Annotated in this window: 12 protein-coding genes; all 12 read right to left on the minus strand. The window is 70.7% G+C overall.

Going from position 1 to position 13,872, the window contains the following annotated elements; genetic code table 11:
• Position 1: 1 nt before the first annotated feature.
• From KU893_RS16925 to KU893_RS16980, 12 genes are read right to left on the minus strand one after another with little or no spacing between them, the layout of a single operon-like run.
• A complete protein-coding gene (locus KU893_RS16925; protein WP_218235550.1) occupies positions 2-1,297 on the minus strand; it encodes an MlaD family protein in 1,296 nt (431 codons plus the stop codon).
• Positions 1,297-2,547 (minus strand): MlaD family protein, encoded by a 1,251-nt coding sequence (locus KU893_RS16930; RefSeq protein WP_218235551.1) that lies wholly within the window; start codon positions 2,545-2,547, stop codon positions 1,297-1,299. Before KU893_RS16930 ends, KU893_RS16925 begins: the two co-directional genes overlap by 1 nt.
• A complete protein-coding gene (locus tag KU893_RS16935; protein ID WP_218235552.1) occupies positions 2,547-3,995 on the minus strand; it encodes an MlaD family protein in 1,449 nt (482 codons plus the stop codon). Before KU893_RS16935 ends, KU893_RS16930 begins: the two co-directional genes overlap by 1 nt.
• Positions 3,995-5,293 carry an MlaD family protein gene (locus KU893_RS16940; RefSeq protein ID WP_218235553.1) on the minus strand — a complete coding sequence of 433 codons (1,299 nt, stop codon included), beginning with the start codon at positions 5,291-5,293 and terminating at the stop codon, positions 3,995-3,997. Before KU893_RS16940 ends, KU893_RS16935 begins: the two co-directional genes overlap by 1 nt.
• A complete protein-coding gene (locus tag KU893_RS16945; RefSeq protein WP_218235554.1) occupies positions 5,290-6,708 on the minus strand; it encodes an MlaD family protein in 1,419 nt (472 codons plus the stop codon). The genes KU893_RS16940 and KU893_RS16945 overlap by 4 nt, the downstream gene beginning before the upstream one ends.
• Positions 6,709-6,710: 2 nt before the next feature.
• Complete coding sequence (locus KU893_RS16950; RefSeq protein WP_218235555.1) at positions 6,711-7,934, minus strand: MlaD family protein; 1,224 nt, start codon at positions 7,932-7,934, stop codon at positions 6,711-6,713.
• A gap of 10 nt (positions 7,935-7,944) precedes the next feature.
• The gene (locus tag KU893_RS16955) at positions 7,945-8,787 is read right to left on the minus strand and encodes an ABC transporter ATP-binding protein (RefSeq protein WP_218235556.1); all 843 of its coding nucleotides are present in this window, start codon (positions 8,785-8,787) and stop codon (positions 7,945-7,947) included.
• A 43-nt stretch (positions 8,788-8,830) separates the two neighbouring features.
• Positions 8,831-9,694 carry an ABC transporter permease gene (locus tag KU893_RS16960; protein WP_218235557.1) on the minus strand — a complete coding sequence of 288 codons (864 nt, stop codon included), beginning with the start codon at positions 9,692-9,694 and terminating at the stop codon, positions 8,831-8,833.
• A gap of 5 nt (positions 9,695-9,699) precedes the next feature.
• Positions 9,700-10,563 carry an MlaE family ABC transporter permease gene (locus tag KU893_RS16965; protein WP_246592749.1) on the minus strand — a complete coding sequence of 288 codons (864 nt, stop codon included), beginning with the start codon at positions 10,561-10,563 and terminating at the stop codon, positions 9,700-9,702.
• Positions 10,563-11,081, minus strand: a complete 519-nt coding sequence (locus tag KU893_RS16970) for a flavin reductase family protein (protein ID WP_218235558.1) — start codon at positions 11,079-11,081, stop codon at positions 10,563-10,565. Before KU893_RS16970 ends, KU893_RS16965 begins: the two co-directional genes overlap by 1 nt.
• Positions 11,078-12,334, minus strand: coding sequence for a bifunctional 3,4-dihydroxy-2-butanone-4-phosphate synthase/GTP cyclohydrolase II (locus KU893_RS16975; protein ID WP_218235559.1), 1,257 nt, complete (start codon positions 12,332-12,334; stop codon positions 11,078-11,080). Before KU893_RS16975 ends, KU893_RS16970 begins: the two co-directional genes overlap by 4 nt.
• A 24-nt stretch (positions 12,335-12,358) precedes the next feature.
• Positions 12,359-13,864, minus strand: coding sequence for an aldehyde dehydrogenase family protein (locus tag KU893_RS16980; RefSeq protein WP_218235560.1), 1,506 nt, complete (start codon positions 13,862-13,864; stop codon positions 12,359-12,361).
• Positions 13,865-13,872: the final 8 nt, after the last annotated feature.

A 13,872-nucleotide genomic window follows, 5' to 3' on the forward strand; every position in this document is an offset into this window, starting at 1 on the left:
CTCACTTCTCCTGACGCTCGACGCGCGGGTACTTGCCCTCGAACGGGCCGGGGCGTGCGCCCGCTCCGGGCGCCGGGTAGGCGTTGGTGTAGTTGCCGAGCAGCCCGTTGGTCGAGATCGGCAGCTGCGGCGAGTGGGTGTTGACCAAGGGCGTGAGCCGCAGGTAGTAGGCGCCGTTCTCGTCGCGGTAGTTGAGGACCGCGTTGAAGTTGGCGAAGTACGCCGCGAGGTCCAGACCGTAGGGCTCGACATAGGCCAGCATCGGGTTGACGTCGGCGAGCGTGGAGGTCGCCGTCGGCGCGATCCTGCTGATGTCGGCGCTGGTGGTGGGCACCCTCGTCAGGGTGGACGGTGCCCGGTCGAGCACGCTCGACAGCGGCGCCAGCATGCCGTCGAGGTCGTCGGTGGTCGCAGGCAGCTCACGCAGCGCGGTGGTGAGGTACGGCGCCGCGACCCTCAGGTCGCCGGCCACGGGGTCCAAGGCGCCCGCGAGCCCCGAGAGCGACGCCGTCGCCTTGGTGGCGGAGTCCAGCACGGACGGCGCCTTGCGCATGGTCGCCTCGATCGACGAGCGCTGACCGGCGGTGGCCCGGGTCAGCCGGTTCGCGTCACTGACCAGACTCGCGAGCTGGCCCTGACCCGTGTCGAGCGCGTCGAGCACCTGCGTCGTGCGCCGGGCGAGGACCTCGAGGTCCTCGGACTGGGCGGCGATCGCGTCGAGGGCCGTGTGTCCCTCCTCGCCGAGGTCGCCCAGTCCCTCGAGCAGGGCCCCGACGTCCTTGCCGGCGCCCTCGGTCGACGCACCGAGCGAGCGGAGCAGCTTGCTCGCCTTGGCCCGCGTCGGTGCGTCGAGGCCGGCCAGCACGTCGCGGAGCTGGACGCTGGGCTGCACCGCCTCGGCGGGAAGATCCGTCCCCGAGGCGAGGCTGGCGCCCTTCCCGTCGGTGACCTCCAGGTAGGTCTCTCCCACGAGCGAACGCTCGCCGACCCGCACCTTGACCCCGTCGTGGAGAGGCGCGACGGCGTCGTCCACCGTGAAGTCGATCCGCACCCCGCCCTCGACCTGCTCGACGCCGCGGACCGTTCCGACCTTGACGCCGGCGACCTGCACCTGGCTCGCGTGCACCAGGTTGTCGACGTCGCCGACGACGACACTGGCGACGTACTCCCCCGAGTCGAGGCCGGGGCGCTTGACGCCGGTTCCGCCCAGGAGCCAGGCGAACCCGAGCCCACAGGTGGCCAGGAAGGCGAGCAGGACGACGGTGCGGCCCCGGGCGCCGCTCATGATCTTCTTCATCACTGGTCTCCTCGACCCTGGGTCAACGAGTTCGGCAGGACGGCGGCGCCGGGAAGCGGGACCATGAGGTGGCCGCGGATGATGCTGCCGTTGGTGTCACCCGCGCCGAAGACCGACGAGGTGTTGTAGACGAACGCCTTGAGCGCGGTCAGGTAGGTCATGACCGTGCGGGTGTCGCCGTCGAGCCTGCTGCCGATCCGGGTGAGGGGCGCGAGCGACGTGCGGACGTCGCCGACCAGCGGCCGCAGGTCGGAGACCACCGGCACGGCCTTGTCGAGCGCGGGCTGGGCGGCACGCACGGTCCGGTCGAGATTCCCGACCGTCGAGCGGAAGCGCTTGAGCGAGCGCGGGAGCTCCGCCGAGGCCGCGTGGAGTCCGTCCAGGGTCGGGTCGAGCTGCCCGGTCAGGTCCTGGGTGCTGCGCAGGGCGTTGCGCAGCTCGTCGGTGAAACCGGGCAGGGTGCGCAGGCTGGACCGGAGCTGGTCGTCGCTGGCGGCCAGGGTCGAGAGCGTTCCGCTCGTCGCCGTCGCCAGCCGGGTGATCCGCTCGTCGTTCTCACCGACGGCCGTCGAGATCGTCGACAGGGCAGAGACCAGGTCGGCGATCTTCTCGCGCCGGTCCTGCAGCTCGGCGACCACCGGACGCAAGGTCCGCAACGTGTCCGACGTGGCGTCGAGGCCCTCCGGCAGGGCCTCGGGCGCGCGGGCCAGGGCGGTGTCGGACTCCAGGAGCAGGTCGGTCAGCGCCACCTGCGAGCGTTCGTCGAGGTGCGAGAGCACCTCGTCGGCCTGGACCGGGCGCGAGGTCTGGTCGACCGGGATCGTCGCCTCGCCGAGGGCACCGGCCTTCGAGGTCCCCGGGTTGAGCTCGACCTGCATCTCGTTGAGCGCGTTCTTCGGCCGCAGCACGACGCGGGCGTCCCGGTGCACCGAGTAGTCGCCGTCGAGGACCATCGTCACCAGGGCGGTCCCCCGGTCGGTCGCCTCGGTCTGCGTAACGGAGCCGACCTTCACACCGGCGATCGTCACGCTGTTCTGGCTGTCCGGATTGAGTCCGGGCACCTCGGCGACCTCGGCGCGCACGGTCGTGGTGTCGGCCCACGGCACCGACCCACCGAGCTGGGCCTTGATGATCACCGTCGCGACGAGACCCAGGACGATCATGGCGGCGAGCGCGCCGGCGTCCCGGCCGAGGCCCGGAACCGTACGCATCCGCTCGAGCCATGCCGCGAAGCCGCTGTTCTCCCTCATCACTTGTCTCCCTCGGTCACGAGCGGCAGGGCGAGGTCGGGGAGACCCGAACTACCGCCCGATCGGTCGACGTACGGCGGCGCGGAGCCGAGCGGCGGTGCCGGCTCGCCCTCGTTCGCGCCCTCCTGCGGACCGGCCGGCAGGCGGAGGCCGGAGCCCTCCAGGATCTCCTCGAGGGAGTAGCCGAGGATGCCGCCCGGCGTGCTCAGGCCGACCCCGGCCATCAGGCGCCCCATCGCGCCGTTCTTGTCGTGGTACTTGAAGACGTCGGCGAAGTTCGCGAGCAGGTAGCCGGTCTCCTCGTAGAGGCGGTGGTCGTTGCCACCGCCCTGGTAGACCCCGGAGCCGTGCCACGGCGAGAGCACCGCCTTGGTCACCGGCCCGCTGAGCCGCTCGAGGACCGGTCCGGAGACGTCGTCGAGCAGCGCGGTGGCGTCGACCGACGTCGGCACGAGGTCCTGGACCACCGGCCGAGCGTCCCGGGCGACCGCCCGCGCGTCGGCGAGGACCGGTCGGGCGCGCACCAGGACCGGGTCCAGGTCGGCCAGCAGGGGCGCCAGCTCCCGCGCGCTCGGCCGGAAGGACCTCGCGGTCTCCTCGAGGCGCTCGAGGGTGCCGTCGAGGTCGGCGAGCCCGGCCTGGGTCTGGGTCAGCGTCGCGGGTCCGTCGTCGATCGCGGCCGCGAGGGGCCGGGCACTGTCGGCGAGGGCGGCCGACGTGGTGGCCAGGTCGTCGAGGATCCCCCGCCACTGGCCCGGTTCCCGGTTCAGGGCCGCGGCGGTGTTCTGCAGCCCGACGACGACGCCGGTCAGGTCGTCCTCCGGACGGTTGCCACGCAGGCCGGCGAGGACCTGCTTGGTCCCCCGCAGGGTTGCGGGGCCGTCGTCCAGGAGCCGCTGTGTCGCCTTGCGGCCCGGCTCGTCGAAGGTGGCGTCGAGGCTCTGCACCGTGCCCCCGATGGAGTGGGCGGCGTCGGGGGTCACGGCCGAGAGCACGCGGTCGAGCTCGACCGGGACCGACGTCCGCTTCACCGGGATGGTGCTGCCCGCCGCCGGCTGCCCGGCCTGTCCCTCGCGGACCAGCTCGACGTAGTACTTGCCGCCCAGCACCAGGGTGGGCCGGATGTTGGCGCGCGGCGCCGTCCCCAGCTTCTCGAGGATGCCGTCGTCCAGCTTCATCTGGACGACCGAGCCGTTCTCGGCGTCGTCGACCGCGACGACCATGCCGACCTGCACGCCGGCGAGCTTCACGACGCTCTGGTACGGCGCGAGCTTGTAGGCCCGGCTGAACTCGGCGTTGAGCATCTCGCCGCCGGCGAGGGTGGTCTCGACGCGCGGCCGGTTGAACGCGACCAGGGTGAACAGGAGCAGGATCACCAAGACGGTGATGCCCTTGGCCTTGGGCGAGGCGGTCGCGAGGCGGCCGAGGCGCTGCGTACGGGTCGTCATCACTTCACCAATCCGAACTGCAGGCCGACGGGCAACAGGCCCTTGGCGCGGTCGTTCTCGGCCTCACCCGGCTTCGGGTACTGGTTCTGCGGAAGGTCACGCGAGCTGATCAGGCCGCCGGTGAGGGTGTTGACCCCCGGGCTGACGCCGAGGCGCGCGTACCGGACGCCGGGGTTCGGGCCCTGCGAGACGAAGCTGGCACCGCGCAGGAAGAGCGACGCCATGTCGGAGGCGTAGGGCGCGAGCACCCGCAAGGGCGTCATCAGGTCGTTCACCGCCTGGGCCGCCGGAGGTGCCAACGGTCGTGCGTCGGCCATCGCGCCGGCCAGCGACTTCACGGCCGGAACGGCCTGGTCCGCCACTGCCGGGACCTGGTGGGCGACAGGTACGGAGTCACGCAGGAAGCTGCGAAGGTCGCGCTCGGAGCGCGCCAGCGCCACCCCGCCGGGCTCGAGGGCCGTCACGGCCTTGCGCGTGTTCGCGAGCGGTCGGCGCAGGTCGTCCATCGCACGGCGGGTGGTGGACAGTGCGCGGGGCAGGCGGAGCAGGGTGTCGTGCAGCGGCGTGGCGTCGTCCACGGACACCGCCGAGAGCGTCTGCGCGGTCTGGTCCACCAGTCCGGCGAGCTCGTCCTCGCGACCCTCGAACCGGCCGGCCAGGGTCTGCGCCTCGGCGAGCAGCTGGGGAAGGTCGGCGTCCTTCGACGAGAGCGACGCGGACACGGCGCCGAGGTCGCGCAGCACGTCCGGGGCGCTCGCCAGGAAGGCAGCGAGGTCCTGTCCGTGGCCGGCCATGCCGCCGCCCACCTCGCGCAGCGTGCTCGTCGCCTGCGCGCGGGTCGGCTCGTCGAGCACGTCGAGGATCTCGTAGAGATCGGAGGACTCCACCGTGCGGTCGAGTCCGATCGGCGTGCTGCCGAGGGCTCCGGAGGAAGCCGTACCCGGGTCGAGCTCGACGAACTTGGTGGCCAGCGCCGACAGGTCCCAGATCGCGGCGCTCGCGTCGCGGTAGACGTCGACGTCGCCGTCCAGCTCCATCGTGACCAGGGCCGCTCCGTCGACGTAGTCGATGGCGCTGACGCGGCCGATCCGCGAGCTGTGCTGGCGCACGGCGTCGTTGACCTTCAGGGAGTGGACGTCGGCGATCCTCGCCTTCACGGTCGTGGTGGCGCGGAAGGGCATGCCGGTCTGCGCCTTGAACGTGATGTAGACCAGGATCGCGATCGCCGCGAGGACGATGAGTCCGGCCCGGAAGGCGAACGCGCGGTTGCGCAGCTCGGGTGTGACGGTGGTGCTCATCGCAAGCCTCCGAGGATCTGCTGGATCAGGCTCTGCTCCTGCGCGGAGGAGAGTCCGGTGGCGCTCTGCGCCTTCTTACCGCCGAGAAGGCCGGAGAGGAGTCCGCCGAGCCCGCTCGGGTCCGGTGCGGGCGGAGCTTCGGGCGCGTCGCCGGCTCCGGCGTCCACTTCGTCGTCGCTGCGACCCGGGAGCTGAAGATCGGGTGCGCTCGGAACCGGCAGGTCGTGCAGGATGTTGTCGGGCAGGGCGGGCAGCAGGCCCGCCGCGGTGTCTCCCAGTGCATTCGGAGACAGCGGAACCATCGCCTTGAAGTAGTGGCTGATCGCGTCGTAGTCGCTCGTCGCGAGCGACCATCCCTTCGCGAACTCCATGAGGTCGGTGAGGCTCTTCCCGCTCAGCGCCACGTCGGAGAGCTGGTCGGCGGACCGGGCCGAGGAGACGAGGCCGTCGCCACCGCTGCGCAGCGCAGCCACGACGGGTGCGGCCTGGTCGAGGAGCCGTTCGGCCTCCTTCAGGACGGGAGGCAGCGAGCCCAGCGCGGGGTCGGCCGCGGCGGCGAACCGGGTCAGCTCCTTGCTGATCTGCTCGAGGTCACCGGTGACCGGGCGAAGGGTGCGCAGGGTCCGCGTCGCGGGCGTCGCCACTCCGGCCAGCTCCGCGAGGGTGGCGCGGGCGCTGGTGAGCGTCGAGGGCAGCTCGGCGAGCGAGGTCCGTAGCGCCTGGCGCTCGGCTGTGAGGCTCTCGAGGAGCCGCGTGGCAGAGTCGACCAGGTCGTCCATGGCCTTGCCGTCCCCCGTCGCGAGCGCCGAAGCGACCGGCTGAGCGTTGTCCACCAGCCGACCGAGGAGGTCGTTCTGGTCACGCAGGATGGCCGCCAGGTCGTCGGCCTGGCGGAGTGCGGGCGCCAGTGCGGCGAGCGCCTTGTCGGCCTTCTCGCCATGACCGCGCAGCGCCTCTCCGCTCTCGGTGAGCAGGGCCGAGAGGCCCTGCGCCGTGGGCGTGTCGACCGCGTTCAGGACGTCTTGCAGGTCCACGACGCGCGAGGTCTGCTTCTCCGGGATCACCATCGGCGCGGAGAGCTCCGGGGCGTCCGCGGAGCCGCGGTCCAACGCGACGAAGCGCTCGCCGAGGAGGTCCTGGGTGGTGATCGTCGCCGTCACGTCGGAGTGCAGCGGCAGGGCCGCGCGGTCGACGCGCATCGTGACCTCGGCCTTCCCGCCGACGACCTCGATCGCCTCGATCGTGCCTACGTCGACGCCGGCGGCCTTGACCACGTTGCCGGGCTGCAGCGGGCTGGCGTCGCCGAACATCGCGACCACCTCGACGGAGTCCGAGCCGGATCCGCCGGCCTTGCCCGCGCCGACCGCGGCGAGGACCACGGCGGCGGCGATCGCCGGAGCGACTACCTTCTTCATGCTCACTGCACCCTGCTTCCGGTCGCGTCGGTCCACGGCTGTCCTTCGGCCTGCCCGGGGTAGGGCTCGGGCTTCTGTCGTGCGGTGGGCAGCGGCACGAGGCTCTCGTTGAGCGCGTTCGTGCCCGGGGCGAGGAGGCCTGCCCAGGTGTGACCGGCGCCGTCGTACGGGGCGAACGCCTGGCCCCAGTTCATGAGCCCGCCGACGCCGTCCGGGGTGTAGGGCCGGAGGAAGGCGACCGCGGGAGCCAGGTCGGCAAGCATCCCGTCGAGACCGGGAAGGACCTGGTGGCTGCTGTCGAGCAGCGCCGGGGTCCGGCCGAGGAGCTGGTCGGCCGCGCTGAGCAGCGGGCGCAGCTCGGCGACCGTGGGCCGCAAGTCGGTCAGGACCGGGGCGAGGTTCTTGCTGACCGAGCGCAGACGCCGCGTGGAGGGCTGCAGGTCGTCCAGCAGACCCACGGTCTGCTCGGACGCGGACGGCACCTTGCTCAGCGTGGTGTTGGCCGTGTCGAAGGTCGACGGCAGCTGCTTCAGCATCGCGCTGATCGCCTCCTGCTCGCCCGCGACCGAGGCCGCCACCTTGCTCAGGTTGGCCACGCTGGCGGCGATCTGGCTGCGCTTCTCGGCGCTCGCGTCCAGCAGCGACGACAGGTCCCGGACGATGGCCCGGATCGAGGGACCGTCTGCTCCGACGGCGCGCAGCACGTCGCCCAGGGCGTCGACGGTGCCCGACGCCTGCTGGATCGTGTCGTTGAGCTGGCCCTCCCGACCGTCGACGGTCGCCTGGAGCCGCCCGATCAGGGACGACACCCGCTCGCGGGTCTTGGTGTCGAGAGCGGCGAGCACCTGGTCCACCTCGACCTGGCGTGAGGCGGCCTCGACGTACGCCCCCTCGGGGATCGCGGGGTTGGACGCGGGTCCGGGCTCGACGGTGAGGATTCGCTCACCGACCGCGGAGACCCAGTCCACCCGGGTGGTGGTTCCGGTGTGCAGGGGTGCGGCGTCGTCGTCGATCGAGATCGTGACCAGGGCCTTGCCGTCCTTGACGCCGAGGTCGGTGACCTGGCCGACCTTGCGGCCCCCGATCCAGACCGGGGTCTGCTCGGAGAGCTGAGCCGCGGAGGGCATCACCAGCCGGACGTCGTAGTCGTCCTGCTTCTGCGCGAGGAGGGCCCCGGCGACGACCGTCGCGACGAGTCCGCCCGCGAGCCAACGTGGGGAGAGCATCACGTGGGCCTCAGTCCATCCCGAGCGGGCCGATGGAGTCGCCCGAGAGGAACTGCCGCACGAACGGCATGTCCGAGTTGAACGCCTCCTCCGTCTCGCCGTAGTGGATGAGCTTGCCCTTCCACACGACGCCGACGTAGTCGCTGACCTTGCGGGCGGTGCGGATGTCGTGGGTGACCAGGATGTAGGTGCCGCCGTGCTCGGCGTGCACCCTGAGGATCAGGTCGTTGAGCAGGCTGGTGCGGACCGGGTCGAGGCCCGAGTCCGGCTCGTCGAACATGACCAGGCTGGGGTTCAACACCAGCGCCCGGGCGAAGCCGGCGCGCTTCTTCATGCCGCCGGAGACCTCGCCGGGGTACTTCTTCTCCGCGCGGGTGAGGCCGACCTCGTCCAGCCGGTCCATCACGATCTTGCGGACCTCGGACTCACGCTTGCGGGTGTGCTTGCGCAGCGGGAAGGCGACGTTGTCGAAGATGTTCATCGACCCGAACAGCGCCCCGTCCTGGAAGAGGATGCCGACCCGCTTGCGGATCTCCTGTCGCTCGGCGGGCGAGATCCGCCAGATGTCCTGGTCGAAGACCTCGACCACGCCCTCGTCGGGCTCGAGCAGGCCGACGATGTGCTTGAGCAGCACGCTCTTGCCGGTGCCGGACGGACCGAGCACCGTGGTGATCGAGTCGTCGACGAAGTTGAGGTTGAGCCCGGTGAGGACGTCGAAGGAGCCGAAGGACTTCTTGACGTTCTTGATCTTGACGCTGTGCTCGAGGTGCGGCGCGGGATCGGCGACGATCCCGTTGGCATAGATGTCCTCGTAGAAGGCCTGGTTGTCGACGGGGGCGACCTGTGTGGTCATGGCGGGTGCTGCCTTTCGTCGGTCGGTGACGTGCCCGAGCACGTCAGAAGCTGATGGGGGCGCGGGTCAGGGCGCCGAAGAAGAGCTGCTGGAAGACCGCGCCGAGGACGCTGACGATGACGAGGTTGATGACCATGGACTTCGCGGTGGCCTTGCCCACCCCGACCGGTCCGCCGCTGGCGTTGTAGCCGTAGTAGCAGCCGACCAGGACGATCAGGAGCCCCATGATCGCCGCCACCAGCAACGAGAGGACAAGGTCCTGCTGGGTCGTGAAGGACCAGAAGACGGAGAGGTATCCACCGGCGGAGACGCTGTGGAAGTAGTGGACGTTGAGGGCGTAGCCGAGCATGTACATCAGTCCGGTGCCGGCGATGAACATGAAGGGCGTCACGATCATGATCGCGACGATGCGGGTGGTGACCAGGTAGACGAGCGAGTCGAAGCCCATCACCTCGAGTGCGTCGATCTCCTCGCTGATCCGCATCGAGCCCAGCTCCGCGACCAGCCCGCAGCCCACCTTCGCCGCCAGGATCCAGCCCCACATCTCCGGGGCCACCGTGTAGTCGCCGGTCGAGCTGAAGACCGCGGTGTAGCCGCCCGCGCCGAGCTGGGCCAGCAGGTAGTGCGCCTCGAGCGCGATCTCCGCGGCGAGCATGCACATCATGAACCAGATGATCAGTGTGCTCTTCAGGATGAAGATGCCTGCCTGGCGCAGCACCTCGGTGCTGTGCATGCGGAGGTCGGGCAGGGTGCGCGCGACGGTGAGACCGAAGCTCGCGATCGCACCGAGGTCGGCGACCAGGGACGTGCCGTCGCTGTAGCCGCCGAAGCCGCCCTGTCCGCTCGTCGACGTCTCCTCGCTGTCATCGAGCTCGAGCTCGGCGTCGGAGGTCGTGGATGTCGTCACGGTCGTCACCTGTTCATGAGCATTTCGGGGAAGAGGCCGAGCATCGTCGCGTTGACGATGAAGTTGATGACCCAGATCGCGGCGAAGGAGAGCACGACGGCCTCGTTGACCGCGCGGCCGACGCCCTCGGCACCGCCCTTGGCGGTCAGGCCCTTGTGGGCTGCGACGACGCCGATGAAGAGGCCGACCATGAGCGTCTTGATCACGGTGCCCCCGAGCTCGGGGACCGTGAGTGCGCCGAAGATGTTGCCCATGTAGGCACCGGGCGAGGTGTCGCCGAGCCAGGTCGCCGAGACCCTGGCCATGCCGATGCCCAGCAGGCTGCCCAGGATGTTGAAGAGCACCATCATCACGGTGATCGCGAGCACTCGGGGCAGGACGAGCGTCCTGACTGCGTCGATGCCGAGGACGGTGAGCGCGTCGAGCTCCTCGCGGATCCGCCGGGCACCGAGGTCGGCGGTCATCGCCGTTCCCATCACCCCCGCGACCGCCATACCGGTGCAGAACGGCGAGATCTCGCGGATGGAGGCGAACACGAAGTAGGTACCGAGCCTGTTGCCCGCGCCGAGCAGGCTCAGCAGGTCGTAGGCGTAGTTGGCGATCAGGAAGGTGAAGCCGCCGACGGCCAGCGTGACCGGGAGCCAGCAGAACCGGAGCATCGAGTACATCTCGTCCCGAGTGGCGCCCCAGTAGCCTCGCGGCTCACGGACCGCGGTGGCGACCAGCTGCCCGAGCAGGCGACCCGACTCGCCGACGTCGACGATGACCCGCTGGACGCCCGACGGCGTCTTCTGCATCAGCACGCCGCCTGCCGGGAGCTCGCGGGGCGGCGGCTCCTCGGTCGCGGGGTCGATCTGTGTCGTCGCCATCAGAACGCGCCCTGGAGGGGGATCTGGTCGAGGGGCCTGAAGCCGCGCTGGAAGTAGAGGACCGGCGGGCGGTCGTCCACGTCGACCTCGATGACCCGGGCGACGAGGATGGTGTGGTCTCCCCCGTCGAGACGGGCGTGGGCCTCGCACTCGATCAGCACGGCCGCGTCGAGAAGGACGGGGATGCCGCGGTGGTCGCGGACGAACTCCCCGCCTCCGAACTTGTCGGCGCCCTTCGTGGCGAACCGCTCGATGAGGTCGACGTGCGCCGAGCCGGCGACCTGGATCGACCACTGGTCGCTGCTCATGAAGGCGCCGTGGCACTGGGCGGTCTTGGCGATGCAGACCAGCACGAGCGCCGGGTCGAGCGAGACCGAGCAGAACGAGCTGGCCGCGAAGCCGCGTGCCTCGCCGTTCTCGTCCGTCGTCGTCATGATCGTGACACCGCTCGGGAAGGTCGCCATCGCCTGGCGGAACTTCTGCTCCGTCTCGAGCGGGGCCAGCGTGCTGGTCGTCATGATGCGCTCCGTTCCGACGCCGTGGCGGCGCCGAGGTCGTGGTCGAGCCGGGCCGACTTGGTCTGGAGGTATCCGGCGTTCTGGGCGTTCGGCCTCACCCGGAGCGGAACGCGCTCGGAGATGGTGATGCCGTAGCTGGAGAGACCGGCGAACTTGGCCGGGTTGTTGCTCATCAGGCGGATCGACGAGACGCCGAGGTCACGCAGGATCTGGGCCCCGACGCCGTACTCGCGGCTGTCTACCGGAAGCCCCAGGGCGAGGTTGGCGTCGACGGTGTCGAGATCCTCTTCGTCCTGCAGCTGGTAGGCCCGCAGCTTGTGGGTGAGCCCGATCCCTCGTCCCTCGTGCCCCCGCAGGTAGAGGACGACACCGCAGTTGGCCTCGGCCACGGTCTGCAGCGCGAGCTGCAGCTGCTCTCCGCAGTCGCAGCGCCGGGAGCCCAGGACGTCCCCGGTGAGGCACTCGGAGTGAACCCTGACGAGCACGTCGGCCTTGCCGGTGAGATGGCCCCGCAGGAAGGCGACGTGCTCGACCCCGTCGATCTGCGAGCGGTAGGTCGCCGCATAGAACTCGCCGAAGTCGGTCGGCACCCGAGCCGCGGCCGTGCACGTCACGAGCGTCTCGCGTGCCATGCGGTAGGCGACCAGGTCGGCGACCGAGACCAGCACCAGTCGGTGCTCGCGGGCGAAGCGCACCAGGTCGGGCATCCGCGCCATCGTCCCGTCGGGATTGGTGATCTCGGCGAGGACGCCGGCCGGGTGGAGCCCTGCCATCGCGCACAGGTCGACCGCAGCCTCGGTGTGACCGCTTCGCTGCAGCACGCCTCCGGGACGTGCCCGCAACGGGAAGAGATGTCCGGGCTTGCTGAACTGGTCGCCCGAGACGAACGGGTTGGCGAGGGCACGGGCGGTGATCGCCCGGTCCGCCGCAGAGATGCCGGTCGTCGTCACCCCCTTCAGGTCGACCGACACGGTGAAGGCCGTCCCGCGCGGGTCGTCCGCCGCCTCGACCATGGGAGGCAGCCCGAGCTCGTCGAGCCGCTCGCCCGTCATCCCCACGCAGACCAGCCCGCTCGTGTGCTGCACGATGAAGGCCATGGTCTCTGCCGTCATCAGCTCGGCGGCACAGATGAGGTCGCCCTCGTTCTCGCGGTCGTCGTCGTCGAAGACGACGACGGGCTGACCCAGGCGGAGCTGCTCGAGGGCAGCCTCGACGCGCGCCACGCCGTCGCGCCGGTCTGCGTAGGGATGCATGGTCGCTCTCCTCCGTGCTGAGGATCAGGCCGGGGTGCCGAGCACCAGGGCGTAGGCCTTGTTCTCGACGCCGCCGGACCGGTCGACGGAGATGTACTTCTGCTCCGTGTAGGCGTCGAGCGCGTTCGGCCCGCCCTCGCGGCCCAATCCGCTCTGCTTGTAGCCACCGAACGGGTAGGCCGGGTGAAGCACGTGCCAGTCGTTGACGTAGACCATGCCGGCCTCCAGCTGCCGGGCGACGTCGAGGACGCGCGTCTCGTCGGTTCCCCACACGCCGGCGGACAGGCCGTACTCGGTGTCGTTGGCGATGGCGATCGCCTCCTCCACGGTGTCGTAGGTGAGCACGCTGAGGACCGGACCGAAGACCTCCTCGCAGGCGACCGTCATGTCGGGCGTGACGTCGGTCAGGACCGTGGGCTCGACGAAGTAGCCGTGAGCGAACTCGGCGCCCTCCGGCGCACCGCCGCCCACCGCCACCTTCGCGCCCTGCGTCTCGGCCTTCGCGATGTGGGCCAGGACGCGGTCGCGCTGGTCGGCCGTGATCAGCGGCCCGATGTCGGTGGCGAGGTCCAGCGGGTCGCCGATCCTCATCGTGCTGACCCGGGCGACCAGGCGCTCGACGATCTCGTCCTTCCGCGAGCTCGGGACGAGGAGCCGCGTACCGGCCTCGCACGCCTCACCGTTGTTGGCCATGCACGCATAGATGGCGCCGTCGATGGCGACGTCGAGGTCGGCGTCGTCCAGCAGGATGTTCGGGCCCTTGCCGCCGAGCTCGAGGGTGACCCGCTTCATGTTGTCCGCCGAGGCGCCGAGGATGCTCTTCCCGACCTCGGTGGATCCGGTGAACCCGACCTTGCGGACGTCCGGGTGCTGGCTGAGACGCGCGCCGGCGTCGTGGCCCTCGCCGACGACGACGTTGAGAACGCCCTTCGGCAGGCCGGCGGCCTGGAACGCCTTGGCCAGCTCCAGCGCCAGCAGGGGAGCATGCTCGTCGGGCTTGAGGACGACGGTGTTGCCGGCGGCCAGGGCCGGCGTGACCTTCCAGACGATCGTGAGGAGCGGGATGTTCCAGGGGACGATCGCGGCGACCACGCCCAGCGGCTCGCGCCGCAGGATCCCCTCCGCCGGCACCGGACCGATCTCCGGGCCGGCCTTCTCGAACTCGTACTCGGCAGCCTGCGCGGCGATGAACTGCATGTTGGCGATCGACAGTCCGACGTGGAGCGCGCCGGTCACGCGGATGGTCGCGCCGTTCTCTCGGCTCTGCAGCGCGGCCAGCTCCTCGAGCCGGCCGCCCAGGTCAGCGGCGACGGCGTTGATCAGCGCCGCGCGGTCGGCCGGCGCCGTGTTGCGCCAGGTGCCCTCGGCGTGCGCGGCCTTGGCTGCGGCGACCGCCGCGTCGATCTCGGCCACGCCGCCCTTGGCGACGGTCGCGACCAGCTCGCCGGTGGCAGGGCTGCGCACCTCGAGCACCTGGCCGTTGTCGACCCACTCGCCGTTGATGTGGTTGCCGTAGTGCGGAACGCTCATGGTCTGCT

The organism is Nocardioides daeguensis, assembly GCF_019192965.1.
Taxonomy (GTDB): Bacteria; Actinomycetota; Actinomycetes; order Propionibacteriales; family Nocardioidaceae; genus Nocardioides; species Nocardioides daeguensis.